26 protein-coding genes are annotated in these 24,326 nt (G+C 50.1%); 4 read left to right on the top strand and 22 right to left on the bottom strand.

Annotation, left to right across the window (positions count from 1 at the left end; translation table 11 throughout):
• Nucleotides 1-6: 6 nt before the first annotated feature.
• The 17 genes from AC0YN4_RS19295 to AC0YN4_RS19215 form a co-directional block, all read right to left on the bottom strand.
• The gene (locus AC0YN4_RS19295; protein WP_475836703.1) at nucleotides 7-618 is read right to left on the bottom strand and encodes a flavin reductase family protein; all 612 of its coding nucleotides are present in this window, start codon (nucleotides 616-618) and stop codon (nucleotides 7-9) included.
• Nucleotides 619-626: 8 nt separating this feature from the next.
• Nucleotides 627-1,238, bottom strand: coding sequence for an alpha/beta hydrolase (locus AC0YN4_RS19290; RefSeq protein ID WP_475783408.1), 612 nt, complete (start codon nucleotides 1,236-1,238; stop codon nucleotides 627-629).
• Complete coding sequence (locus tag AC0YN4_RS19285) at nucleotides 1,238-2,185, bottom strand: ring-cleaving dioxygenase (RefSeq protein ID WP_475783407.1); 948 nt, start codon at nucleotides 2,183-2,185, stop codon at nucleotides 1,238-1,240. Before AC0YN4_RS19285 ends, AC0YN4_RS19290 begins: the two co-directional genes overlap by 1 nt.
• Nucleotides 2,186-2,287: 102 nt before the next feature.
• Nucleotides 2,288-2,686 (bottom strand): DoxX family protein, encoded by a 399-nt coding sequence (locus tag AC0YN4_RS19280; protein ID WP_475783406.1) that lies wholly within the window; start codon nucleotides 2,684-2,686, stop codon nucleotides 2,288-2,290.
• Nucleotides 2,687-2,749: 63 nt separating this feature from the next.
• Nucleotides 2,750-3,151: a DoxX family protein gene (locus tag AC0YN4_RS19275; RefSeq protein WP_475783405.1), complete on the bottom strand. Its 402-nt coding sequence runs from the start codon at nucleotides 3,149-3,151 to the stop codon at nucleotides 2,750-2,752.
• 85 nt (nucleotides 3,152-3,236) lie between these two features.
• Nucleotides 3,237-3,683, bottom strand: a complete 447-nt coding sequence (locus AC0YN4_RS19270) for a MarR family winged helix-turn-helix transcriptional regulator (protein ID WP_475783404.1) — start codon at nucleotides 3,681-3,683, stop codon at nucleotides 3,237-3,239.
• A gap of 556 nt (nucleotides 3,684-4,239) precedes the next feature.
• Complete coding sequence (msrB, locus tag AC0YN4_RS19265; RefSeq protein WP_475783403.1) at nucleotides 4,240-4,704, bottom strand: peptide-methionine (R)-S-oxide reductase MsrB; 465 nt, start codon at nucleotides 4,702-4,704, stop codon at nucleotides 4,240-4,242.
• Between the two features lie 19 nt (nucleotides 4,705-4,723).
• A complete protein-coding gene (locus tag AC0YN4_RS19260) occupies nucleotides 4,724-5,194 on the bottom strand; it encodes a DinB family protein (protein WP_475783402.1) in 471 nt (156 codons plus the stop codon).
• Nucleotides 5,184-6,323 (bottom strand): peptide-methionine (S)-S-oxide reductase MsrA, encoded by a 1,140-nt coding sequence (gene msrA / locus AC0YN4_RS19255; RefSeq protein WP_475836518.1) that lies wholly within the window; start codon nucleotides 6,321-6,323, stop codon nucleotides 5,184-5,186. The genes AC0YN4_RS19260 and msrA overlap by 11 nt, the downstream gene beginning before the upstream one ends.
• A 268-nt stretch (nucleotides 6,324-6,591) precedes the next feature.
• On the bottom strand, nucleotides 6,592-6,975 hold the full coding sequence (locus tag AC0YN4_RS19250; protein ID WP_475783400.1) for a hypothetical protein: 384 nt from the start codon (nucleotides 6,973-6,975) through the stop codon (nucleotides 6,592-6,594).
• 156 nt (nucleotides 6,976-7,131) lie between these two features.
• Entirely contained in the window at nucleotides 7,132-7,794 is a 663-nt protein-coding gene (locus tag AC0YN4_RS19245) for a response regulator transcription factor (RefSeq protein ID WP_475836517.1), read from the bottom strand.
• Nucleotides 7,791-9,011 carry a sensor histidine kinase gene (locus AC0YN4_RS19240; protein WP_475783398.1) on the bottom strand — a complete coding sequence of 407 codons (1,221 nt, stop codon included), beginning with the start codon at nucleotides 9,009-9,011 and terminating at the stop codon, nucleotides 7,791-7,793. Before AC0YN4_RS19240 ends, AC0YN4_RS19245 begins: the two co-directional genes overlap by 4 nt.
• Nucleotides 9,012-9,158: 147 nt before the next feature.
• Complete coding sequence (locus tag AC0YN4_RS19235; protein ID WP_475836516.1) at nucleotides 9,159-10,334, bottom strand: epoxide hydrolase family protein; 1,176 nt, start codon at nucleotides 10,332-10,334, stop codon at nucleotides 9,159-9,161.
• Nucleotides 10,335-10,653: 319 nt separating this feature from the next.
• Nucleotides 10,654-11,856, bottom strand: coding sequence for an alanine racemase (alr, locus tag AC0YN4_RS19230; RefSeq protein ID WP_475783396.1), 1,203 nt, complete (start codon nucleotides 11,854-11,856; stop codon nucleotides 10,654-10,656).
• A 14-nt stretch (nucleotides 11,857-11,870) separates the two neighbouring features.
• On the bottom strand, nucleotides 11,871-12,947 hold the full coding sequence (locus tag AC0YN4_RS19225; RefSeq protein ID WP_475783395.1) for a D-alanine--D-alanine ligase family protein: 1,077 nt from the start codon (nucleotides 12,945-12,947) through the stop codon (nucleotides 11,871-11,873).
• A gap of 121 nt (nucleotides 12,948-13,068) precedes the next feature.
• Nucleotides 13,069-14,121, bottom strand: a complete 1,053-nt coding sequence (locus AC0YN4_RS19220) for an acyltransferase family protein (protein WP_475836515.1) — start codon at nucleotides 14,119-14,121, stop codon at nucleotides 13,069-13,071.
• The gene (locus AC0YN4_RS19215; protein ID WP_475783393.1) at nucleotides 14,114-14,971 is read right to left on the bottom strand and encodes a D-alanyl-D-alanine carboxypeptidase family protein; all 858 of its coding nucleotides are present in this window, start codon (nucleotides 14,969-14,971) and stop codon (nucleotides 14,114-14,116) included. Before AC0YN4_RS19215 ends, AC0YN4_RS19220 begins: the two co-directional genes overlap by 8 nt.
• Before the next feature lie 203 nt (nucleotides 14,972-15,174).
• On the opposite strand from AC0YN4_RS19215, the gene AC0YN4_RS19210 reads away from it, so the two are divergent.
• Both AC0YN4_RS19210 and AC0YN4_RS19205 read left to right on the top strand, forming a co-directional pair.
• Nucleotides 15,175-15,879, top strand: a complete 705-nt coding sequence (locus AC0YN4_RS19210) for a response regulator transcription factor (protein ID WP_475783392.1) — start codon at nucleotides 15,175-15,177, stop codon at nucleotides 15,877-15,879.
• Entirely contained in the window at nucleotides 15,869-16,966 is a 1,098-nt protein-coding gene (locus tag AC0YN4_RS19205) for a sensor histidine kinase (RefSeq protein WP_475836514.1), read from the top strand. The genes AC0YN4_RS19210 and AC0YN4_RS19205 overlap by 11 nt, the downstream gene beginning before the upstream one ends.
• A 278-nt stretch (nucleotides 16,967-17,244) precedes the next feature.
• On the opposite strand, the gene AC0YN4_RS19200 is transcribed toward AC0YN4_RS19205, so the two are convergent.
• Entirely contained in the window at nucleotides 17,245-17,793 is a 549-nt protein-coding gene (locus tag AC0YN4_RS19200) for a pyridoxamine 5'-phosphate oxidase family protein (protein ID WP_475783390.1), read from the bottom strand.
• Nucleotides 17,794-17,814: 21 nt separating this feature from the next.
• Nucleotides 17,815-17,976 (bottom strand): hypothetical protein, encoded by a 162-nt coding sequence (locus AC0YN4_RS19195; RefSeq protein ID WP_475783389.1) that lies wholly within the window; start codon nucleotides 17,974-17,976, stop codon nucleotides 17,815-17,817.
• Nucleotides 17,977-18,183: 207 nt separating this feature from the next.
• Between AC0YN4_RS19195 and AC0YN4_RS19190 the strand changes: the two genes are divergently transcribed.
• Complete coding sequence (locus AC0YN4_RS19190) at nucleotides 18,184-18,756, top strand: CGNR zinc finger domain-containing protein (protein WP_475783388.1); 573 nt, start codon at nucleotides 18,184-18,186, stop codon at nucleotides 18,754-18,756.
• Between the two features lie 89 nt (nucleotides 18,757-18,845).
• Here the strand turns inward: AC0YN4_RS19190 and AC0YN4_RS19185 are convergent, their stop codons facing one another.
• From AC0YN4_RS19185 to AC0YN4_RS19175, 3 genes are all read right to left on the bottom strand, one after another.
• Nucleotides 18,846-20,504, bottom strand: a complete 1,659-nt coding sequence (locus AC0YN4_RS19185; RefSeq protein WP_475783387.1) for an extracellular solute-binding protein — start codon at nucleotides 20,502-20,504, stop codon at nucleotides 18,846-18,848.
• A 138-nt stretch (nucleotides 20,505-20,642) separates the two neighbouring features.
• Nucleotides 20,643-21,533 (bottom strand): carbohydrate ABC transporter permease, encoded by an 891-nt coding sequence (locus AC0YN4_RS19180; protein ID WP_475783386.1) that lies wholly within the window; start codon nucleotides 21,531-21,533, stop codon nucleotides 20,643-20,645.
• Between the two features lie 28 nt (nucleotides 21,534-21,561).
• Nucleotides 21,562-22,434 (bottom strand): ABC transporter permease, encoded by an 873-nt coding sequence (locus AC0YN4_RS19175; RefSeq protein WP_475836702.1) that lies wholly within the window; start codon nucleotides 22,432-22,434, stop codon nucleotides 21,562-21,564.
• A 299-nt stretch (nucleotides 22,435-22,733) separates the two neighbouring features.
• Between AC0YN4_RS19175 and AC0YN4_RS19170 the strand changes: the two genes are divergently transcribed.
• The gene (locus tag AC0YN4_RS19170) at nucleotides 22,734-24,308 is read left to right on the top strand and encodes a response regulator (RefSeq protein ID WP_475783385.1); all 1,575 of its coding nucleotides are present in this window, start codon (nucleotides 22,734-22,736) and stop codon (nucleotides 24,306-24,308) included.
• Nucleotides 24,309-24,326: the final 18 nt, after the last annotated feature.

The following is a 24,326-nucleotide window of genomic DNA, read 5'->3' as shown; positions in this document are numbered from 1 at the left end:
ACTCCTTTATTGCGGACGTTCAATCTCAAACAGGCTGCCGAGCGACGAGTAGAAGTTGCCTGCCATCCGGCTCACAGGTGCCAGCTTCTGCGCATCAATTCTTCCGTTCTCCAGAATCTCCTCCGAGATCTGAAAACGAACCACTCGCGCAATCAACAGGTCACATCCAGGTGTTCCGCCCGTTCCACCTAGCTCCAAAGCCTGTTCCAGCACACATTCCATTCTGATTTGGGACTCTGCAATCCCCGGTACTTTAACCGTTTCACTCTCAATCGCCGTGAGCCCTGCTAATGAAATCTCACTTTCATCCGGAGGCAAATTCGCTGCAGTTTCATTAATGGCAGCCACATTGGTCTCATCCACGATATGAATCAAAAGCTCTCCCGTTGCAACAGCATTTCGTGCTGTATCTTTCATTACGCCGTTCTTACGCTGAACAGCTATGGATAACAGCGGTGGATTGCTGGAAACGATGGAGAAATAGCTGAATGGTGCGCCGTTCAATACCCCTTGCTCCGATAGCGTGGTCACAAACGCGATGGGACGCGGAACGACACTGCCGATCAGGAGCTTATAATTATCTCGATCACCTTGAGCTGCCGGATCTATGGAGATCATATCGTTCCTCATGCCGGAAAATGTACTTGAAACCATTTCGTAGCCGCATTAACTTCGGAGGCGGTCAACTGGTGACCGTAGTTCTCCCAATGGACGGCAACATCGGCTCCTGCTCCTCCGAGCAGCTGCTGCAATTCCTCTGTTTCCCTTGCCGAGCAGATCGGGTCATTCGTTCCGGCACCGATGAAGATCGGAGTGCCTGACAAGTCAGGCAGCTCCAGTCCACGCAGCGGAACCATCGGATGATGCAGGATCGCGCCTTTGAAAGCATCCGAATAATGGAACAGAAGGCTTCCGGCGATGTTAGCGCCATTCGAGTATCCGACTGCTACGAAGCTGCTGCGGTCAATGCCATATTTAGCTGCGGCTTCATCCAGGAAGTCGTAAAGCTCTTTCGTTCGGAAAACAAGATCCTCTTCATCGAAGATGCCTTCGGCCAATCGCCGGAAGAAGCGTGGCATGCCGTTCTCCAGAATATTGCCGCGAATACTTAGCAAGGATGAACCCGGAGAAATTCTCTGCCCCAGTGAAATCAGGTCTCTCTCCGTTCCGCCTGTTCCGTGCAGCAGCACTAAGGTCGGTGCACCCTCTGATGTTCCTTGTTCAAAAATATGCTTCATTATTTATTCGCCTCCAACTCACGAACCTTGATCGGATGCAGATTGGCTTGAATTTGCTCGCGTTTCGGTTCGAACCAAGATGGCAGCTGCAGCTTCTCGCCCAGCGCATCCGCTGACTCATCATTCGCGAAGCCCGGTGGATCCGTAGCGATCTCGAACAGTATGCCGCCGGCTTCCCGGAAGTAAATCGCGTTAAAGTACTGACGGTCGATAATCTGAGTCGGCTGATAGCCGGAATTGAGCACTTCCGTTTGCCACTGCGCATGCTCTTCGAAATCCTTCGCTCTCCATGCAATATGGTGCACTGTACCTGCGCCGCTTGCGCCCCACTCCATATCCGCTACAGGTACGTCGATTAGGTTGCCGAGATCTGCAGAGGCTTGGAAGCGTGCATACCCTTGATCCTCGCCGATTTTGGTCATGCCCATAATATGCTCAAGAGCATGTATCGTTTGCGCTGATTTCGTACTAAACAGTACGGCTCCGCCAAAACCTTTGATCGCTTTATCCGTAGTAACGCCGCCAAAGGACCATTCGTTGTTTGCTCCCGCTTCACGCTCCACGATCTCAAGCTGCAGCCCTTCGTTATCCGAGAATTGCAGATAGTTCTCGTTGAATCGCGTAACGGTTGTCGTCGTTATACCGAAGCTTTTCAGACGATCTTCCCAGAAGCTTAACGCTCCTACAGGAACTACATAGGTGGTAATCCCCACTTGCCCGCCGCCAACTTTGCCTTTACGGGAATTCGGCCATGGGAAGAAGGTGATGATTGTGCCCGGAGTTCCGGCTTTGTCGCCGAAGTACAGATGGTACACATCCGGAGCATCAAAGTTAATCGTCTGTTTCACAAGTCGAAGGCCAAGAATACCTGCGTAGAAATCGACGTTCGCCTGCGGATCTCTTGCAAAGGCTGTAATATGGTGAATACCGGCAGTTTGTAATGACATGAACAATCACTCCCATTGGATTAATTTGTAATGACGTGCACAATCCGTAGCTATTGCAGTTAGTATACCGCCAATTTCTCGAAAATAATGAGGTGTATGCGATTAGTTAAAAAGTGCATCCAGCGAATATGAACCTGCTCCGGCGAAAGCTACGCCGATCACCACCGCAAGAACCATAAGCGGGTATTCATATCCGTTAGCCGTTACCCAGAGCCCGTTCTTCCCATGGACTTTAACGATTGCGCCAAGCATGGTAAGTGCAATAAGCGCGGCTGCCAGCGGAGTGAACAATCCGGCTGCGAAGAGCGCACCGCCAACTAATTCCATCAGCCCTGCTGCGACAGCCATGAGAACGCCGGGTTTCATCCCGATGGATTCCATCCAACCGCCAGTTCCCTTCGGACCGTAACCGCCAAACCAACCAAACAACTTCTGTGCACCATGCCCGATAAACAACAAACCAATTACTACGCGAATAATCAATAATCCTAATGCTAACATTTCTTAATACCTCCATATAGTTTTATTTTAATAGTCTTTGATTAAAGATATTTGACCTGCGCATTAGTTGAACAACAGGGCGTCCAGCGAATACGAACCTGCTCCTGCAAAAGCAACACCGACTACAACTGCGAGTGCGACAAGCGGGTATTCATAACCGTTCGCCGTTACCCATAGACCATTCTTCCCGTGTACTTTTACAATTGCGCCAAGCATGGTTAATGCGATAAGCGCGGCTGCCAGCGGTGTGAACAACCCTGCTGCGAAGAGTGCCCCGCCGACTAATTCCATCAGCCCTGCTGCCACAGCCATCAGAACGCCGGGTTTCATGCCTATCGATTCCATCCAACCGCCCGTTCCCTTCGGACCGTAACCGCCAAACCAACCAAACAACTTCTGTGCGCCATGTCCGATAAACAACAAACCAATTACTACGCGAATAATTAACAATCCTAATGCTAACATGTTAAAGTTCAACCTCCATTATGTTTTGGTTTTAATAATCTTTAATTAAAGATATTAGGCAAAAAAAAAGTGGTGCACAGAGCTTCTAACTATCTACGCCTTTCCCTAATTTCTTCAGAAGCTCAATAAGGGTCAGCTTTTCTTCATGGGATAAACTTTGTGACATCATGTGGATGGAAGCAGCATGCTTGGGAAAAATGTCATCAAACAAGTCGTTCCCGGCTTGCGTGATTTCCGCAAAGATGACTCTGCGATCGTCTTCACATGGAACTCGCTTAAGTAGCCCTTTCTTCTCCAATTTATCGATGTTGTACGTGATGCTTCCACTTGTAACCAGAATCTTCTCCCCAATCTGCTGGAGCGGAATTCTTCCCTTTGTGTAGAGCACCTCAAGTATCGTAAATTCGGAAGATGACAGCTCGTATTGCTTCATATCTTTAACGGCTTTATCCATCACCGTTCTGTAGGCTTTGGAAAGCACGACGAAAGTTTTAAGCGAGACCGCTTGGTCGTCATCGAGTTGGAATGACATTAGCGTTCACCTCCCTCAGATGTCTTTGATTTAATTATCTTGAATTAAAGATATCTTATTTTTTGGGTGATGTCAATACTTAAATGACCCCCTAAATCCCCTAAAAGGGGGACCCCGAGGGACCCGTCCCTCTGGACACCCGGAATTTGACTAACGTAGGTGCTACAGAGAAGCGCTCGCGAGTTTGTTTGGCGCGTAGGATCGCTTTCGTCCCATTCGGGACACGCTTAACTTTAGGCGGATTTTATCGACCTGGTGTCCCTCGCGGGACCATGAAAACGTAGTCCGCTTCAGAGGCGCGTGTGATCAGGTGCGTGCTTGTGCTCGCTTTCGTCCCGTTCGGGACACGCTTTACATTTGGCGCGCGGAAGAGATGGGATGGTTATCAGGTGCTCGCCGCTTTGCGACTCGCACGATAACCTAGAGGCCCGCTCTTCGCCCCCGCGGGGATGTTAGTTGAAAGACAATAAGGCGACCTCATTCCTTGTCAGGAACTTCGGTCGCCTTTTATCTATAAGCAGCCTCTATAGAATAGGGGCTAGGGGCTGCATCACAATTAGGATTCTTCACTAAACAGCGCAGCATACGCGCCGTAGCCTCTTTTCTCCAGATCGGCTTTCGGAATAAATTCCATGGCTGCGGAGTTCATGCAGAACCGCATTCCGGTCGACGCGGGCCCATCGTTAAACACGTCGCCCAAGAAGGAATCCGCATTCCGGCTTCTAACCTCCGTTCCGGAGAAGAAACCTTTGCGTTTCAGCACGACATTATCGGACTCCAACGGCTTGGAGAAGCTGGGCCAGCCTGTACACGCATCATATTTGTCCTTGGAGCTGAACAAAGGCTCGCCGGAAACGACATCTACGTAAATGCCATCTTCTTCGTTGTTCCAGTATTCGTTAGCAAACGGTCTCTCGTCTATACCGCGCTGCGTTACGTCATATTGTTGTTTGGTTAGCTGCTTTAACTTCTCTTCTTTATTAAAATTCACAGCTTCGCCTTGCTTAGCGTTCGTTTTCATTTCGCCATCTCCCCGTACGTTATTTATCAACATTCAACGAATTCAGCATGCCGTACACAACACCTTGGTGATAGTGCATATGCATCGCGGACAAGTAGAGGAGCTCGCCGATATTCTCGGCGTGCAGGACGTTCTCCCTCACTGGTTCGTCCAGTTTGTCCTTCAATGTCTCGTGAATATGCTTGTTCAATTCTTTGAGCTTGGCGATCAATTCGTCCCACTCTGGCGGTTGTCCCTGCCAATCCGCGGGCTTCGTGCCATAGGCGAATAAAGCTTGATAGCGGTCAGGCAAGGAGAAGAAGCCCGACGCCCCCGAAAGAACAAGAACATCAAAATGCGTGATGACCAGAACATGGCCCAAATGCCAGTGGATATTGTTGCTGTAGCCTGCCGGTATCACGGTTCGTTTCTCCGGCGGACATTGATGAAGTACACGAATGAATTTCTTGATGTGTTTGTTCAATTGGCGAAGAGCGAATTCAGGTCTCACTGGGCAGCTTCTCCTCTCCAAAGAGTGCGGCATAATCGCCATACCCGCTTTTATCAAGCTCAGCTGCCGGAATAAAGATCATCGACGATGAGTTTATGCAGTATCGCAGTCCCGTTGGTTTGGGCCCGTCATCGAATATATGCCCCAGAAAGGAATCCGCGTACCGGCTTCTAACTTGGGTCGAAGTCGAGAATAACCCGGGATCCGGTTTCAGGACAATATTGTTCGACTCTAACGGCTTAGTAAAACTAGGCCAGCCCGTACCGGCATCAAATTGGTCCTGAGAGCTGAATAAAGGCTCGCCCGAAACGATATCGACGTAAATCCCTTCCGCTTCATTGGCCCAATACTCGTTCTCGAATGGCGGATCCTCGAAATCCCTCTGAGTGACGTTAAATTGATGCTTAGTCAACGTTTTCAGCTTCTGCTCTTTATCGAACGCTTGATTGAATCCGATCTTGGCATGCAATTTCACTTCCCGATCCTTGCCCCAAGCGCTATTCAGGAAAGCGTCGCGGCCGGAAGCAAGCTCGGTCAGCCCATGCTGGAGTGGATTTTTCTTGTAATAATCCTGATGTTCGGTTTCAGCTTTGTAAAAGGTAGATGCAGCTGCTATCTTCGTAACAATCGGCTGCTTGAACCTCTTGGATGCCGCTAATTCATCTCGTGATGCTTCAGCCAGTTCCTTCTGCTCCTTGCTGCTGTAAAACACAACGGTTCGATATTCACTGCCGCGATCGGCGAATTGGCCTTCCGCATCCGTAGGGTCAATGCTGCGCCAATAAACCTGCAGAAGGTCTTCATAAGTCAGTTGATGCGGATTATAGAGTACCTCTACCGACTCGAGATGACCTGTAGTTTGAGAGCCCACTTCATTATAGGTGGGATTCTTCGTATGTCCTCCTGTGTATCCCGACTCGACACGCAAGACGCCATTCACCTTCTCGAAAACCTCTTCCATCGGCCAGAAGCATCCACCGGCAAAAACAGCGATTTCGTAAGGCGTATTCGAGTTTTTAATATACGTCGTTAACAGCTCTTGCTCCTTCGCCAGTTCTTTATTGTGATGGGACATATAGACGGAATAACCAATAAACAATACCAGGGTCATCGCCAATACAATCAACATGCTCTTTTGGAATGACAATGTTCGTTCACCTCTGCCTGGATCTTAATAGTTCAAGAAGCAATTTATTTCATAAATAGATCCGCCGACAAGAGCAACGAGAAGAGTCCAAGTGATAATTTTTCTGTACATATTCAACATCCTCCTCATAAAGTAACTATCTATATTAGTTTTGCTGGTTACAATATATCATGGGCACACACGAAAAGCAAGTAACTATCCATATTAAATAGTATGGTTAATGTTGGATAACGAGAAATGCAGCCCCCGCTTAGTGGGACTGCATACTAATACTCCAATTATGGGATTGCTCCATTCTTCGCCCGCAATCAAAGAACTCATGACAAACCATCAAATGTTCCGTCAAACTAAGGGAATCGTTATCGCTGCTGAGCGCATCCAGCTTATTGACCAACGCAACGACCTCATCAAACATGGTGGCTCGGCCTATATATGTAACGGAAAGCTCAACTAAGAAATATCCATTGCCGTTTCCTTCGGTCTTATTCAAGATCAAAGTGGCATCCGGTGTTGAATCGTCTTCGTCTTCATACGAATAAATATGGATTTTCCACGTCTTCGAGCTGCCCGAGCCATCGTGGAGATAACCTTTTTCACACTTGTCCTTGCCGAGTTCAAACCAACCTTTTTTCATTACGTCCCTTCCTCTCTGCTAACATCCAGGTATTATATCAAGAAAGGGGATTAAGCAATGCTGTGAAAAGTCATGAAATGCAACTGACAAGAGCCCTCCCATAGGAGCGGCGCATGAACAATTTCATGCTTACCTGCCAAAAGTCATGCCCCTTCCTTATAAAAGATGACGTACTGCATAGATCGCTGCCTGTGTCCGATCGCGCAGTCCCAGCTTCGCGATTATATTGGATACATGATTCTTCACGGTACCTTCCGAAAGATGCAGCAACCCGGCAATTTCTCGGTTATTCATACCTTTCCCCAATAATGCGATCACCTCTTTCTCTCTCTCGGTCAACTGACTCAGCTCATGAGGCTCCGATTTACTTAGCGGATGCGCCGGATCAGGGCTCATATCCGACACTTTCTTTAATTCCTTGAGCAGCATAGCCGTGATATCGTGTTGAAGCACCGTTCCGCCGTTATATACCGATTGGATCGCACAGATGATTGCCTCCGACGGCATGTCCTTCAATAAGTAACCATGAACGCCTTTCTCCAGAACCTGCAAAATGAGTTCCGCGTCATCGAACGTCGTCAGAATCAACACCTTCGTCTCCGGAAAGTGCTTGAGAATCAGTTCCGATCCTTCCACGCCATCCATGCCCGGCATACGAATATCCATCAACACAACGTCGGGCTGCTTTTCCACCACTTGGGCAAAAGCATCCCTGCCATCCTCGGCTGTCCCGATCACTTCCATTCCCGGCTCCAGACCAATGATGGTCGCAAGCCCCTCTCTCATCAGGCGCTGGTCGTCGACAATGAGGATTTTCAACTTCGTTGCTCCGTTTCTGTTTTGGAATAAGGAAACGTTACTTCTACAGCAAAGTCCGTGCCCGGATCCATCCTAAAATGGACTTCTCCATTCCATTCCATCACTCGTTCTTGCAGGTTCATTAACCCAAACCCCGGCTTGAGTTCAACAGGCCGCTCTCCGTTATTACGTATCGTCAATGAAAATCCGGTTTCGGCATAGGTTAACACAATGACGGCATTCGTCGCGTGGCCATGCTTCTGAGCGTTGGTAAGGGATTCTTGAATGATGCGATAAACGGTTAACTGAAGATTTCCCGGAAGTGGCGCAACCGGCGTCCCCTTAACCTCCAGGACCGTGTGAACCTTGGCGAATTTAGTAAACTCTTCCGCTAAGCTGGTTAGCTTTTCATTGAAGGAAGTCAAGCTATGAGACTCATCTCTGATCACCCTTACGGATAGACGTACCTCTTGTAAAGCAGATCGGATTAACCCCTCGCATTCCAGGTAGGCTTGCTCACTGCGTACGGCATCAAGCTTGCTGAGCTTATGAGCCACTTGAATTTGAACCAGCAATGCCGTCAGCTTATGGCCGACCGTATCATGGATTTCCCGAGTAATTCTTACTCTCTCCCTGGCGGCCGCCCATTCCTCGGTTTGGAGGGCATATTCCTTCAACTGCTCGTGGGACTGCTTCAGTTGATCATACAGCTGCATCGTATCTGCGCTTGCTCTTTTATAGAAATGAATCATAAAGCTCACAATACACGCAAACACAATAAACGAAGAGGATATGAAATAACCCGATACATTCAGATGCTGATACAACGTCCAATCAATGGTGCACATTGCAGCCAAGTAGAGAAACAGCAGCAGCACGCCGGATGCGATGAGCAGCCGCGTATTCTTCACGAACATGAATATGGCTAGTGCCGTAATGCCATTAAACAGATGGTTGGGGATTTTGCCCCCGATGTAGATATAGCCGTATGAAGCAGACACCAAGAAATCGATGACCAAAAGGTATAATAGCCAATGCTTTTTCAAACTGGAATAGAAGAAATTGACGAATAAAAAAACCAGTACAGAAAATACGATGAAGCTTAGCTTCCAAACGACCGTAATGGAGTTCTCGAAATAAAACATCCCGGTCAGGACGAGATCGTAAACGAGCTTTAGCCCGAAGAGCCATCTTAACGAAACAGATTTCATCCACAAGCGGTTTGTTACTTTTAGCATCGTCTGTAACTCCCTATCCCGCACTCCTTGTCTTAACCGAACCTTGAAAATTAGTCTTAACCATAACGTGATGTCCTATTTATACAGGGTTAAAATAAAAAGGAGCTGCCTTGCGGCAAGCTCCTTTACTTCCATATATAGCTTCGTTTATCGCAACGACCGCAGTCCTGCGCGGATTTCTTCCGTCATGTATTCCGGCTGCTCCCAAGCAGCGAAGTGCCCGCCCTTAGGAAGTCTGTTGTAATGAATCAGATTCGGGTAAGCCTTCTCTGTCCAGCTCTTCGGCGCTTCGAATAGCTCGTCCGGAAAGACGCTAACGGCAACCGGAAGTTTGACGCCTTGTACGGCGAAGAAGGACGTCTTGTTCTCCCAGTAAATACGAGCCGCGGAAATCGCGGAGTTCGTCAGCCAGAAGAGCGTGATGTTGTCGAGAACATCGTCGCGCGTTAACCCTTCTTGGATACCGGCAAACGTTCTTGTGATGAGGGCAAGGCTCTTCCAGTCGTGATCCAGCATGAACGCTGCCAAACCGATAGGCGAATCCACCAGACCGGTCAGTGTCTGCGGACGCGTTACCATGATGAAGGCATAATAGAACTTATTCTCGCGAACTTGCTCGCATGCTTTCTTCTCTTCATCGGACAGACCTTCCGGCAGCGGGTTGCCGGACCAGATCGCCGCATCAACATCAGCCGGAATTACCTTAGCCATATTGGTGTGAATGCCGAGCAAGCCCTTAGGCTCTTGAACGCCCATAGCATCAACAACAATTGCACCCCAGTCGCCTCCCTGTGCAACATATTTCTCGTAGCCAAGACGCGTCATCAATTCACCATAAGCGCGCGCGATGCGTTCCGGATCCCAGCCGGTTGCTGCCGGCTTACCTGAGAACCCGTATCCGGGCATCGATGGAATCACGACATGGAAAGCATCCGATGCGCTTGCGCCATGCTCCGTAGGATTGATCAGCGGTTCGATCAGCTTCATCTGCTCGATGATCGAGCCCGGCCATCCATGCGCAATGAGAATCGGCATTGCGTTCTCATGCTTCGAGCGAACGTGGATGAAGTGAATATCCAGACCGTCGATTTCCGTAAGGAAATGAGGAACGGCGTTGATTTTCGCCTCGATTTTGCGCCAGTCGTATTCGTTTGCCCAATAACGAGCAAGCTCTTGCATCGTTTCAAGCTGCGTGCCTTGCGATTGATCGGAGACCGTTTCTTTCTCCGGCCATCTTGTTGCGTTGATGCGATTGCGCAATTCAGTTAGTTCCGCTTCCGGAATGTTCACGTGAAACGGACGAATGCTTTGTGGAATAGTCATTTGATAATCTCCTTTTGATTTGAGTTTGTGGGTGGCCGAGCAAACTAGCGCAGTGACTTGATGTAAATTTGCTTGTGATAACTACGCGCAGCCCAGCTTCGCAGGCCTGAATCTCAGGAGAGTAAAGTTCTTGAGGGAACGAAATATCAACTGCATTAAATTGTCGTCAAGCGTTAGAGCGAATCTTCATAGCAAAACATTCACACTCGGTTTACACGATTACCACACCACGATGTAACCACTTAATTAAACTTAATTGGTTACGTGGAGTACTATATCATGTGCCGAGAGTGAATGCAAGTAACTATCTATAATATTTTTATAGGTTACATATTTGATGTTCAGCATGACCGATGACCATGTGCTCATTCCATAGTCCGAGCGTCATGTTGTCCACTAATGTCCGCGTTTCTTCGTATTCGGTATACGTTCTTGTGACGCGCGAAGACAGTGACGTGGATATCTCCTGCTGCGCGCAGCCAAGCGGTTCCGCCAGCTCTGCGATGGTAATGCGCTCCGCTCCTTGCCGTCCGATCAACGTCACCAGTGTACCTTCCGGGCAAGGCCGCGGAAGCTTGATCATCAGCTGGTCCATGCAGATCTTGCCGACGATCTTGGCACGCCGGCCTTCAACGAGCACATCCGAACCTTGCATCCGCTGATTCCAGCCATCCGCATATCCGATCGGCACCGTTCCGATCCATTCGTCTTCCTCGGCTTGGTACGAATTGTCGTAGCCGAGATATTCGCCTTTGGCCAGCTGCTTCACTTGAATCAGGCGGCTATGCAGGCTTAGTGCCGGCTCCAGCTTCACGGAGCGCACAAGCTTCTCCGGATAGAAGCCGTACATGGCCGCCCCGATCCGCACCATATCCATCGCCAGCTGCGGAAACCGCAATGCCGCGGCGCTGCCAGCACAATGATAATGCCGGATCGCCAAGCCTGACGAGCGGCCCCATTCCTTCATCTCTATAAAGCGCGCGACTTGCTGCTCCAGAAAGTCGGTGTCCGCTTGCCCTGCCGTTGCAAAATGCGTATAGAAGCCGTCCATCTCGACATCTTCCGCGCGCAGCCACGGAACGAGCTCGTCCCATTCTTGTTGCGTTCGAATTCCGATCCGCCCAAGGCCCGTGTCCATTTTCACATGAATACGAAGCTTTGCCGAAGCGGCGTACGGGATCAGCTTCCGCAGCTCCGCAAACCATTTGGCACTGGTTACGGTTAACGTTAAATCATGCTCGAGCGCCATTTGCACCAACTCAGGTTTAATAGGAGTCAATATGAGCAGCGGCAATTTAATGCCGCTGGCACGCAAATGAAGGGCTTCCTCAAGGTATGCGACGGCCAGATAATCCACCCCTGCCGATTCCGCCGCCGCGGCTGACTCAAGGTCGCCATGTCCGTAGCCGTTCGCCTTCACGACGGCCATCAGCTTGACGGAGGGATGTAAGGTACGGCGAATGGTCTGCATATTCTCGCGAATGCGGCTCAAACTAATTTCAGCCCATGTGTCTCTTAGCATCCCTTCCACCTCGCTTATTTCGAATATCGAATCGTTTGTTTGTTCTCATGACGGTCAATCGCGTGGTCGATCAATTTCTCGACCAGCTGCGCATACGTCGTTCCGTCGGTACGTTCCCACATCACCGGATACATGCTGAAATTCGTGAATCCGGGCAAAGCATTAATCTCGTTCAGGAACAAATCGCCTTCTCTGTCCAGGAAGAAGTCGACACGAGCAAGACCCTCGCAGCCGTGAGCTTGATAGGCTCGGATCGCCAGCTCGCGGATTCGCTCGGTCAAGCCGTTCGGCAGCTCAGCGGGAATGGACATTCGGAGCTGCTTATCGAAGTACTTGGATTCGTAATCGAAGAACCTATGGTCATGAATGAATTCCCCTGGCAGCGATGCAAGCGGCCTTTCATTGCCGATGACCGCCACTTGAATTTCTCTGCCGGCCACCTCGCGTTCGAACACGAGCTTCTTATCATAAGAGAACGCCTCCCGAATGCCGGCCAGCAGCTCTTGACGGTTTAAGCATCTGCTGATGCCGATACTTGATCCGAGAGAAGCCGGCTTCACATAGCAGGGATAACCAATGCTCTCCTCGACGCCGGAGAGGATCGCCTTCTCATCACTTCTCCACTCCTCGAAGCGGCATACGACATATTCGGTTTGGTGAATGTCGGCTTGGGCCAATACTTGCTTCGACATCGCCTTGTCCAGCGTAAGGGCAGCCGACAGTACGCCGTTCCCCACGTAGGGAATGTTCAGCAGCTCCATCAAACCTTGCACCGTGCCGTCCTCCCCGTTCGGGCCATGCAGAAGCGGCATGACGACTTTAGGTCCGGGAAGTGCCAGCACGCCCGTCAATATTTCGCCGATTGAACGGGCTGTGTCTGTAGACGAGGGCCGCGCGATCAACTGCTCGACCGTTAAACCTTCCTTGGAAAGATGTCCGGGCGAGCACCATAAGCCATCGCGCGTAATGTAAATCGGATACACCTCAAAGCGGCTTTCATCTATGGAAAGAAGTACGGTAACTGCCGTTTTCAATGACACGTCATGCTCGACGGATTTACCGCCGTATAGTAGGTACAGCTTTGTTTTCATGTGTAATGCCTCCTAAGTTTCTTGTCCGTTGCTCTATCTCTAAGATAACGCCCCGGGCCAGGGAGGTTTATAACATGCCATAAAGGATTCCTTAAATATTTCTTATTTGTAGTCAAGCCCATTAGGATTGCTCCAGCACAAAGCGTCTTGGCCTGTGCTTCCGTTTCCGCCGGTACTCCACTGCCCATACCGCAGCGGCGGACATCCCGACCGACACCAGGCACACAGCGGCAAAATGGAGCAAACTGTTCGAAATAAACAGCCGTTCCAGATGCGCTGCCTCGGCCCCGCCGCGAACGAGCACGATCGCAATAGGATGCAGAATGTAGACCCATACTCGCCACTCTCGGAATGTTTTGCTCGACTGTACCTTCCACTGCATCGCCCAATGGAACAAGAAATACGTCGCGGGCAGCGCAAATATATACATGCTGTCATGCCTCGGAATATCATATGCGCGCAGTATCGAGCCTTCGAGAACCATCATGGCGAGCGAACAGGCAAACAAGGTCGCATTGGCCATCGGCGATCTGGCCGGAGCCGGATGCTTGGCAGCCCAAGCGCCGAGCGCCAAGAAGATCGGGGCATAGAAGAACCCGTTACGCGTGTAATCGAACACGGTGAACATGCCCGCGTACACTTGAGTGATTCCACTGCCGCTTGGCAGGATTCCATAATAGCTATCCCCCAGCAGTCCCACGATGTACAAGCCGCCCGCGACAGCCAGCATAGCGTTCATGGACTTCATCCGATAGATCACGTAAGTAATCAACAAACCCAGCATTAAGGCCGGCAAATACCACAGGTGATAGAACGTGCCATCAAACACAATGTCCTTGATCAGCGAATAAACGGTGAAGGAATCCGAAAAATAACCCTTATACGCATTCAGCGGAATGTACAGCACGATCGCGATCAGATATAACTTCCCGGTTCTTCGCATATAACCGTACAGCGTTTTACGGTCCTTCGCCGGATCCCCGGTTAGTTTGCGATAAAATAAATATCCGGCTGTCATGAAAAAGACCGGAACAGCGATGCGCGTAAGCAAATTGCTTAGAACAAAATCAGCCGTGGCGCTGTAGGAGAGAAACGGACCTGTATGATTAGCCACGACCATTAGAGCGACGATAAATTTTAGCCAATCGAGTCCGCCGAAATTTGGTTTAGACATAAGCTTGGCTTCCTTTATCCCGGAATGCCGTCACAATAAATCCATCGCTGTTATTTCCCGAAACCGTGTAACGCTCGCAAGGTATGAGGGGAATGCTCGTCGTCGGCCCCTCTCTTTCCTCCGGTACATAATAAATCTCAATGTAAGTACGCTCATCCTCGAATACAAGATGGCCCTCATCATAGGGGTAGCTTCGGAGCTGATCGATGTATTCCTCCAGGCACCAATCGTTGCGATCCATGATGGCAGCGTGGGGATAACCGACATAACGGAAATGCCACGGCTCGCAAGAAATATGCGTAATGGTTTCCTTGCCTTCCTTATAGCGTTGGATAAACCCATACCGGGCAGCAAGCTGCTTGAAGGTCAAATAAACGTCGCTGTCCGGGAAAGACGGTGCAATGAAATCCACGTCTTTGTCGTCCTTGTTCCGCTTGCCGACGTCGATAGCCAGTCCCGTCTGATGCTCGCTCTGATTGGGCCATGCCACATAACAGGCCGTGTATTCCGCGCCATTCTCGACTAGCGAGGATTGATAAATCTGCTCCTGTTCCATTCGGGTCCGATATCCGCTGACCGCGATAATATCGTTTATCCCTTCACAAGCCTCAATCAAATCAGCCAAATGGTGCAAGCAGGTCCGATCCAGCAGCATATCCTCGCTAAGCGTATGGATGGCCGGGAACGAACGCAGCGGCAGCAAACGGTCTGTAGAAACTTCCTCCCGGATTGGGTGCTCACGGTTAATTAAGACCAGATGCCCCTGGTGGATCTCATCATTAGCGGCTCGTACGGCATTGATTTTCGTATAACCGTCTATATGTTGTTCGGCTTGTTGTAGTCGTTCCATCTCGCACGAACCTCCTCGTTATCGTTAAATGGTCTTGCCACTCTACGATAACGTCCCGAGCCGGAGAGGTTCATAAAACGCCTTAAAAGAAACCTTAAGTTTTTCTTATTTGTGGATTCATGCGGTAGGTTGCGGAAACGATATCTGATAAGCTAATGGTACAAACACGGTAGTTAACTTCATTTAAACGGAGAGATTCTTCTATGAAATCGATTCAAATTCTGATCGCAGACGATGACCCGGAAATCGCCAAGCTGATCAAAATCTTCCTGACTAACGAAGGCTACCAGGTGCTGACGGCAAGCAACGGTCGCGAAGCACTCGACTTGATCGCCAAGGAATCGGTCCAATTGCTCGTCCTCGATGTCATGATGCCGGAGATGGATGGGCTGGAGGTCGTTCGTACGGTTCGAGCGGAGTACGATAATATTCCGATACTGATGCTGAGTGCCAAAGCTGAGGATATGGACAAGATCATGGGGCTGACTACGGGGGCTGACGATTATATGGTCAAGCCATTCAACGCCCTTGAGCTGCTGGCCAGAGTAAAGTCGCTGCTGCGCAGGTCCATGCATTTGAATACGCAAACACAACCGATACAGGAGCAAGATGAAATTCTCATCCAATCGGTGAAAATCAGCAAGAAGCTGCATGCCGTGACCGTGGAGGATCGGAATGTGAGTTTGACGTCGACGGAGTTCGATATCTTGTATTTGCTGGCGAGTCATCCCAGGCAGGTGTTCAGTGCGGAGGCGATATTCGAAGCGGTGTGGAAGGACAAGTTCATGGAGTCCAACAACACGGTTATGGTTCATATAAGCAAGCTTCGCGATAAATTGGAGAGCGAGCTGGGCGGCTTTAAGCTCATCCAGACCGTCTGGGGAGTGGGGTACAAAATTGATCCATAACCGTAGTCCGTGGGAGAGCCTTCGTTTCAAAATGTTGTATTTGTTCGCCTTAAGCGCGCTTGCGTCCAGCCTGACGGTCGTTTTTCTAAGCTTGATCGCCATCGCCGCCTACCAAACCAATATCCCTTTCATCGCCAATCTCGTGGACTTGGTGAGATCTCAGCTCGGCATTCCGATCTCATTTACTTTAGCCGGCCTATTGTTTACGATTATCTATTTCTTCGTCTTCAGCCGCTCCACCATTCACTATCTGATGGAAATCTCGCAAGGCATCGAACGGATCGCCGGCGGGAATTTCGATTTCCGCCTTCCGATTCGCAGAGAGGACGAGCTCGGCGCATTGGCCGACAATATCAATCGAATGACGGCACAGCTGAAGCTGTCCATCGAGGAAGAACGGCGCGCCGAGCGAACGAAGGCCGAGCTGGTCACGAACGTTTCCCACGATCTACGCACGCCGCTGACGTCCATCGTCGGGTATTTAGGTCTGATTAATGATGATCGTTATCAGGATGAAGTGGAGCTGCGGCAATACGTCCAAATCGCACATCATAAATCGATGCACCTGAAGTCGATGATCGATGATCTGTTCGAATTTACGCGGACAAGCGGCGGGATGAAGCTTCGACCGTCACCGATCAATCTCGTTGAGCTGATGGGACAATTGGCAGGTCAATTTCGTTTGCAATTCGAACAGGCGGGGATGGAGTGCCAATTGATGCTTCCCGACCATCCCCTTGTCATCCATGCGGACGGGGACAAGCTTGTTCGGGTATTCGAGAATTTAATCGTCAATGCCATCCAATACGGCAAGAGCGGCCGGCGTATCGAGATCACGACTTGGAGCGGCAACGGACAAGCTGTCGTCGAAATCGCAAACTATGGCGAGACTTTGCCGGCTTCCATCATTCCGCTGCTGTTCCAACGTTTCTATCGCAGCGAACAATCCCGCTCGCGGAATACGGGCGGCTCGGGACTTGGCCTTGCCATCGCCAAAAACATCGTCGAGCTTCATCAGGGTACGATCTCCGCAGCCAGCGACGAGGGGAGAACCTCATTCGAGGTCAAGCTCCCCCTCTCGAAGTAACTCAAACGGGGCAGATATTTCTATCTGCCCCGCAAACGCTCGCGACACCCATCAAGAGCCGACCGAGCCATCTTCCAACCTGTAACGGTTGTGACAGGGGCTATTTGGCCGATAAAGCCCCGCTTTATTTTCTAACGGTTGCCAGCGAGCTTATGATGTCATTTTCCGATAGAAATCAGCCATTATACCATGAATAACGACGCTCACAACCGTTAAAATTTGAAAAGGGCTTCTTTTCATAAAATAGCCACGCTGACAACCGTTAACCCCCCGCTTCCTTATGCCCGGTCATGATGAACGGTTTTACCTTCATAGAACATACGCTCCAAAGGTGCTGCTTGTTCTTTGGCCGACAACGAGTCTGCAGGCAGCTTATAGATCGCGGTTTTACTGCCTAAGCTGGATACATACCGTTCCAGATGAACCCGCCCAAGCGGTCGATCGTAATAACCGGGCACATATTTATCCAGCATTAGCTGCATCGCCTCCATCGCCTCGTTCACATCCGGAACCGGAAGCAGCGCTCCTTCGATAATGACACTCATATAGGCCGTATCTGTATCGGCCGGTACCGGGTTCGTGATCGTCCCATAACTCTCGCTGACAGTGAAACAGGCTCGCGGGTTCTGTGTGATATAATCGATCTTCCTGCCTTCTTCTGCCCCGTGAAAATAAATGGCGTTGTTTAACCAAACATAATTGAGCGGAATGACATAGGGAATATCGCCTGAGGATAAGCCAAGATATCCAGTCTGAGCCTGCTGGAGAAAAGCCTGAATTTGGTCTGTATCCGTACAGCTGCGGTTCTGATTGCGCATGGGGTACATGTTGAATCACTCACTCTCGTTCTAATTTCTCTCCACTATAACAAGTGAATAAACAGTCGGCATTGTCCCGCCTGACATTGCACTCTGAGATACAACCTTCCATCCTTCTTGAAGAAGTTGATTCAACTCGCTTAAGTTATTCTTTTTATCGGTAAAATAATAAACGACGATCGCCTTCTGCATGATACACCTCCGGAACTCACTTTATATCACACCTATTACTCCATAACAATGCCTATTCGTAACATAGCCGTTATTTATACTTTACATGGTTTAGAATAACTATGAATATCGGATCCAAATATAGGTGATGAACATTTAGTAACTAGCTAAGTGCAAACTTGAGTGTTACAATAAAGAAAAATTCACATGAAGAGGGGGTATACGCGAATGTTTCAATTATGGGAGGACTTTCTGAGGAGCGACTATCGTGACTGGAGAGGCAGCGATCATACCGAGGAACTGCTCGATAAGCCGGAATGGTTAGAGCAATGGCTGACGATTCACAACCTTCCTTATCCGGGAGCACCGACTGCCAAAGAAGTAAATGAGTTGAAGAAATTACGAGGGCATATCCTCCGTATCGTCCAGAAGCTGACGGCGCGCGAAGCCGTGGACCCCGTGAATCTCGAAGGGCTGAACCGTGCATTATCGAGCGGCCCCATGATTCTGCACATCACGGAATCGAACTCCCAATTTCGTTTGGAGAGTACTCCGTTGCACAAAGGCTGGCCCCGCATCGAAGCGGAGGTTGCCGCTTCCTTCGGCCACCTACTCACAGATTGCGAACCCTTCCGCTTGCGCATTTGCGATAATCCGGATTGCCGAGCGGTTTACTATGACGAAACTCGAAACCGGTCCAAACGGTTCTGCGATGAGAGAGCTTGCGGCAATCTGATGAAAGTCCGTCGGTTCCGCGCACGCCAAAAGGCCGCCGAAAACGGCAGCCCTTCGAATTCTTAACAGCATTTTAATTTGGATCACTGAGAGTACGATTATCGTACTCTCAGCTAGCCTGAGCGGGGGGCTACTCAGCCCCCGCACGAATCGGTTTACTTCCAAAGCTCTTGGCGCTTGTTGTAGTTATCCGTAATAATCGCTTCCACATTCTCGTCGCCGGCTGACTTCATCTCCGCAAGCATGCTGTCGAATCCGGTGTTTGCCTCTTGCTCGCTCTTCGCAATGATGATCTTCGTGATCGATTGCTTCATGATATCCTGAACCTTCTGGTAGCTGAGCGATTCCGGAGTACCGCCCCCTGGTCCGAGGTTATCGTATGGAGAAGTATCCCATACCGTATCGGATAGATTCTTGAACGCCATCAGGTCGATTTCGCCGCGATTGTTGTCACCGATGTGATAAGGCGTGCCGTCGCTGCCCAGTCCGTTCTTGACGAACCACGTCCATTTCTGAAGACCGGTCTTCTTCTGTTCAGCAGCCCAGTCCTCCTTCAAGCCTTGAAGAACTTCCGGCTTCGGCGTATGTTTGCCGTCCTTCATATCCCAAGTTTGGCCTTCAATCCCCCACATGAGGAGATACTGCCCTTCTTCACTGGCAAGGAAGTTGATGAATTTCATCGTTTCTTCCGGATGCTTGTTGTTCTTGGAGATGGCAATCGCATCCCAGCCGAGCGGACTCCGCGGACCGAACGTTGTCGCTCCCGGATCAACGCCCGGTGCAATTACTTTATAGGAGAATAGCTGTTTATCCGCGCCGCCGGATTTCAGCAAAGCGTTGTTCGCGTTACCCGGATCCCAATAGGCCGAAGCCGTTGCGAAGACATAACCGTTAGATAGCTTCTGTTCCCAGGTTTGCGATTTATTGACCGCCCATTCCGGATCGATCAGCTCTTCGCGGTACAATTTGTTCATGTAGAGAATCATTTCACGGTATTTCGGGTCCTTGACGTCAAACTTGAGGCTTCCCCCGTCTTCGTAGTAGGCTTTCATCCCCCACATGCCTTTGAAAGTGCCAAGGACTGCGCCCATATTCTCCGCATTCAAAGTAAGCGGTATCGAAGCTTTGCCGTCAATGTTCGGATATTTCGCTTTAAAATCCTTCAGCAGCTGCTCGAATTCATCCGTCGTGAACGGCTGGCCGCCTTCCGCTTTGTCCGGCGCGAGCTCCTTCAATAGATCCTTGCGCATCTGAATGCCGAATACCGGGCTGTTATCCATGCCATACCAATTGGACAAATAGTAGTTTTTGCCGTCCGTATAACGCGTCTTTTGCAAGACTTCGCCGTATTGGGATTTGACGTCAGCTCCGAAGTTCTCGATCAGATCATCCAATGGAATGATGGCGCCTGCTGCAATATATTTGTTCACGATATCGCTGCCGCGGTCCATGAGGATAATATCCGGCAAGTCGCCGCTGGCAAGCATCAGATTCAGCTTCTCCGACGGATTGCCGCTCGGCTGTTGAATTTCGACAGAGACGCCTGTGCGTTTGGTAACCTCTTGCGCTACAGGGTTCGTGAAGGCATCGCCCGTATTTTTATCGAAGAAGGTAAGCGTAATCGGCTCCGAAGGTTTACTGTTCGTTTCCGCCGCCGCATTGTTCGCATCCGTGGAATTAGTAGAATCAGCAGTAGCCGCGGTATCATTGGACTCGTTCGTTGCGGTGTTGTTATCTTTACTGCTGCAGCCGATAAGCAGCGTCGTAAAGACCATGATTGTGAGCATGACTGTCAATATACGTTTCTTGTTCATAGCGTGTTGCTCCCCCCAAATACATGATAGTTGATTCATGAGCGTTTCCATAGACATTCCGTGGTAAAACGATAATTTACTGCCCGTGCGTCATAATAGCCGCCTTCCACTCACACTCCTTTCATAACTTGAGAGAAATCAGCTTTTGACTGCGCCAAGCGTCATGCCCTTAACGAAATATCGCTGCAGGAACGGATAAACCAGCACAATCGGAAGTGTTGCGACCATAGTCGCTGCCATACGGATCGTATCCGACGATACCGCCAGCCTCTTCGAGGAATCTGCCAGCTGCTGGGCTTCGGACACCATGCTGCCTGTCTGGTACTGATTAAGTATCTTAACTAGCACTGCTTGAAGGGTTTTCAAGCTGGGCTTATAGGTGAACACATACGAATCGAACCAAGCGTTCCAATGACCGATAGCCGTAAACAGGGCGATCGTCGCCAGCACCGGCGTCGTCAAAGGAAGAATGATACGGATGAACACTTGCAAATCGTTAGCGCCGTCAATCTTAGCCGACTCCGTCAGCTCCTGCGGAAGCTGTTCGATATACGTCCGCACAAGAATCATATAGAACACATTCATCAGCCCCGGGAAGATAAACACCCAGAACGAGTCGATCAAGTGTACATTCTTGAGCACCATATAGTACGGAATCAATCCGCCGCCGAAATACATCGTGAAGATGAAATACAACGTTATCGGCCTTCTAAGCACCAAATCACGATTGCTCAGCGGATAGGACAGCAAGCTGATGACCAGAATCGTAAGCGGCGTCCCGATCAACGTTCGTGCTACCGTTACCCACACGGCGTGAATGATTTGACCATCGGTTAAAATCTCTTTATAGCTCGTAAATGAAAGCTCCCTCGGCCAGAAGTAGATGCCTCCCTTGATGGTATCCGACGCACTGTTGACCGATAGAACCAGCACATTCCAGAACGGGTAGAACGTTGCGAATACGACTGCCAGTAGAAAGGCGTATACCGCGCCGGAGTAAAGCATGTCTCCCATTTCCCTGCTTTTCATGCTCTCTTTTCCTCCCTAAACCCCTATGTTAGAACAGCGATTGATCATTGACTTTCTTCGCCAGCCTATTCACCAGCAGCACTAATATAAAAGCGACCACCGACTTGAATAATCCTACTGCCGCGCCATAGGAGAACATCCCATTTTGCAAACCGTACCTATACGTATAAGTGTCGATAACATCGGAATACTTCAAGACCAGGTTGTTCTGCAGCAAGTACTGCTGGTCGAACCCGGCATTCAGAATGCCGCCAACCGCCAGAATGAGCAGGATGACGATTGTCGGGCGAAGCGCGGGCAACGTCACGTACAGCATCTGCTTCATACGGGATGCGCCGTCCACCTTGGCCGCCTCGAACAGCTCGGGATTAATGGAAGCAATGGCCGCAAGGTACATGATGGCGTTGAAGCCCATGTCTTTCCACATATTAGAGGAAGCGATGATCCACCAGAAATAATGCCCGTTCTGGAAGAATCCGACCGGTTTATCGGTGAGGTGCAGCAGCATCAGCACTTTATTCACAAGCCCCTGCGACGACAACAGCGTGACAATGATGTTCGCTGCAATAACCCAGGAGATGAAGTGCGGTAAGTACGAAATCGTCTGCACGATCCGTTTGAACGCCCCGCTGTTGATTTCATTGATCGCGATGGCAAGAATGATCGGTGCCGGGAATCCGAACAGCAAGCTTAATGAGCTTTGGGCCAGCGTGTTGCGCATAATCAGCCAGAAGTCGCCGTTGTCGAAGAAGTATTGGAACCACCGCAGTCCGACAAACTCGCTGTGAAAGAAAGATCCGAAGAAAGATCCGCCTGGCTGGTAATTAATGAACGCCATATAGAGTCCGAACATCGGGGTATATGAAAACAGCAGCGTACAAATAAACGCGGGCATGATCATAAGCCATAAATACTTCTGCTGACGGAAACGCTTCCACTTTCCGTTAGTCTTTCCGAGCAGCGGCGCACGCTGCAACGGTTGTTCGATATGCGCTTTCAATTACGCTCTCCCCCTGCCTTATCGTCTGGAATATCCTCATTATAGGGGAGCTTTCCGCAGCCATTCCATGCAAACATCCGCCAATTCATACGCCAAAACACCGGATTTCATATTGTGCCATTGTTGAAATACCGTAGGCCGACTACAATAAAACAAGTAATGATCACCCCGCTCTTACATAGGAAGGACGTGGCTCACCTATGCATTCGATACTGCTCGTAGATGATGAGAAGATAGAATTGGAAACGCTTACTAGTTATGTGCCTTGGGAAGCGATGGGGATACGGGTTATTGGGACCGCCCGCAACGGCCGAGAAGCACTGGAGTTAACCCAGCAGCTTAATCCCGATATCATTCTGACCGATGTTCGCATGCCCATCATGGATGGACTCGAGTTTGTAAAACGCGCGAAGCAGGTTCGCAAGCGGGTCAAGATCGTATTTCTCAGCGGTCACGATGAGTTTCAATATATTAAAGCCGCACTCGCCGTCGAGGCATCCGGCTATCTGCTCAAGCCCATCGACATGGAAGAGCTGCGGCATCTCATGGAGAAGGTCAAACAGAAATGCGAGGAAGCCAAACTAACGGAGCGCTCGGAAGAGATGGCCAAAGAGAAGCTGCTGCGCATGCTCCTCATGGAGGAAACGCCGGATCGGCGCGCCGAATTGGTGCAAAGGCTGCTGCAGCTGGACTCCATTGCCACGCCTCCATTGCGCGGTCCCTTCAAAGTCGCTTACTTGGTGATTGACCGCCCGAGCCGCAACGACGGGGCTGCCGTGGATTCGAGCATGCCGGACCCGCTTGAGCGTAGTATTGGCGAAGCGGTGCATAACCGTTTAATGGCGCTCGGTTATATTGGTGAGCTGATCGATTGGGAGTATCGCACATTCGCCGGGGTGTTCCCGGACTCTCTGTTTGACGGGGAACGGGAGAACTGGCAGCAATTACAGAAGCTGATCGAGGCGGATTTCCCCGTGTCGCTGACAATCGGACTATCCCGAACAAGCGATCGTTTGGAGGATGCCTATCACCTCTTCAAGGAGGCGCGCAGCGCTGCGGAGCAGGCTTTCTATTTCGGCAACGGGGCATTGTTAGCTGCGGAAGACGTCCAAATGCCGTCTACGGAAGAGGTCGAGGTCGAAGAGCACCGAGCCGCACTTTGCCGGACCATCGTGCATCAGCGCTCGGAGGAAACGGAGCAGGAGGTTGCCCTGTTCATCCATAAGCTGCGAGAGAAACATGTACACCCTCATCTTGCCCGTTCCGCGGCTGTTCGTCTCATCACGGCTGTGGAGCAGCATTTCAGCGGCGCGATTAATGAGCTTCAGGTCGGCCCGTTCAGCAGCGAATGGGAGATTATGAGCCATTGCCAAACGCTGGACGAGATCGGGGAGCATGTCCTGCATGTCTGCCACAGCTTAATCATGGCCCTGTCGGAGAAGGACAAAGACCGCCATCAGCATATCGCCCGGCATATTCAAGATATTATTGAACGTTCCTATCACAAGCCGCTAACTGTCGAGGATATCGCGAAGGAAGTCTACTTATCGCCGAATTATATCCGCACCATCTATAAAGAGAAGACCGGACGCACCATTCTTGAGGTGATTACGGGGACACGAATGGAACGAGCAACCGCGCTGCTCGCCGATAAGTCGCTCAAAATCCATGAAATCGCCGGCTTGGTCGGCTATGAGAACGTCTCTTATTTCTGTTCTATTTTTCATAAGACAACGGGCATGACTCCCAACCACTATCGCAAACAAATTTACTGATTCGGAGGGACGCTCGTG

This window comes from Paenibacillus sp. J22R3 (assembly GCF_056269305.1).
Note: the sequence above shows the minus strand (reverse complement) of the source record. Positions and strands in the feature narration are given on the sequence as shown.

Bases quoted from the DNA above. Each gene is read 5' to 3' on its own strand.
- AC0YN4_RS19295 (WP_475836703.1), bottom strand. From the start codon at position 618: ATGATCTCCATAGATCCGGCAGCTCAAGGTGATCGAGATAATTATAAG.
- AC0YN4_RS19290 (WP_475783408.1), bottom strand. From the start codon at position 1,238: ATGAAGCATATTTTTGAACAAGGAACATCAGAGGGTGCACCGACCTTA.
- AC0YN4_RS19285 (WP_475783407.1), bottom strand. From the start codon at position 2,185: ATGTCATTACAAACTGCCGGTATTCACCATATTACAGCCTTTGCAAGA.
- AC0YN4_RS19280 (WP_475783406.1), bottom strand. From the start codon at position 2,686: ATGTTAGCATTAGGATTATTGATTATTCGCGTAGTAATTGGTTTGTTG.
- AC0YN4_RS19275 (WP_475783405.1), bottom strand. From the start codon at position 3,151: ATGTTAGCATTAGGATTGTTAATTATTCGCGTAGTAATTGGTTTGTTG.
- AC0YN4_RS19270 (WP_475783404.1), bottom strand. From the start codon at position 3,683: ATGTCATTCCAACTCGATGACGACCAAGCGGTCTCGCTTAAAACTTTC.
- msrB (WP_475783403.1), bottom strand. From the start codon at position 4,704: ATGAAAACGAACGCTAAGCAAGGCGAAGCTGTGAATTTTAATAAAGAA.
- msrA (WP_475836518.1), bottom strand. From the start codon at position 6,323: ATGTTGATTGTATTGGCGATGACCCTGGTATTGTTTATTGGTTATTCC.
- AC0YN4_RS19250 (WP_475783400.1), bottom strand. From the start codon at position 6,975: ATGAAAAAAGGTTGGTTTGAACTCGGCAAGGACAAGTGTGAAAAAGGT.
- AC0YN4_RS19240 (WP_475783398.1), bottom strand. From the start codon at position 9,011: ATGCTAAAAGTAACAAACCGCTTGTGGATGAAATCTGTTTCGTTAAGA.
- AC0YN4_RS19235 (WP_475836516.1), bottom strand. From the start codon at position 10,334: ATGACTATTCCACAAAGCATTCGTCCGTTTCACGTGAACATTCCGGAA.
- alr (WP_475783396.1), bottom strand. From the start codon at position 11,856: ATGCTAAGAGACACATGGGCTGAAATTAGTTTGAGCCGCATTCGCGAG.
- AC0YN4_RS19225 (WP_475783395.1), bottom strand. From the start codon at position 12,947: ATGAAAACAAAGCTGTACCTACTATACGGCGGTAAATCCGTCGAGCAT.
- AC0YN4_RS19220 (WP_475836515.1), bottom strand. From the start codon at position 14,121: ATGTCTAAACCAAATTTCGGCGGACTCGATTGGCTAAAATTTATCGTC.
- AC0YN4_RS19215 (WP_475783393.1), bottom strand. From the start codon at position 14,971: ATGGAACGACTACAACAAGCCGAACAACATATAGACGGTTATACGAAA.
- AC0YN4_RS19210 (WP_475783392.1), top strand. From the start codon at position 15,175: ATGAAATCGATTCAAATTCTGATCGCAGACGATGACCCGGAAATCGCC.
- AC0YN4_RS19200 (WP_475783390.1), bottom strand. From the start codon at position 17,793: ATGTACCCCATGCGCAATCAGAACCGCAGCTGTACGGATACAGACCAA.
- AC0YN4_RS19195 (WP_475783389.1), bottom strand. From the start codon at position 17,976: ATGCAGAAGGCGATCGTCGTTTATTATTTTACCGATAAAAAGAATAAC.
- AC0YN4_RS19190 (WP_475783388.1), top strand. From the start codon at position 18,184: ATGTTTCAATTATGGGAGGACTTTCTGAGGAGCGACTATCGTGACTGG.
- AC0YN4_RS19185 (WP_475783387.1), bottom strand. From the start codon at position 20,504: ATGAACAAGAAACGTATATTGACAGTCATGCTCACAATCATGGTCTTT.
- AC0YN4_RS19180 (WP_475783386.1), bottom strand. From the start codon at position 21,533: ATGAAAAGCAGGGAAATGGGAGACATGCTTTACTCCGGCGCGGTATAC.
- AC0YN4_RS19175 (WP_475836702.1), bottom strand. From the start codon at position 22,434: ATGATCATGCCCGCGTTTATTTGTACGCTGCTGTTTTCATATACCCCG.
- AC0YN4_RS19170 (WP_475783385.1), top strand. From the start codon at position 22,734: ATGCATTCGATACTGCTCGTAGATGATGAGAAGATAGAATTGGAAACG.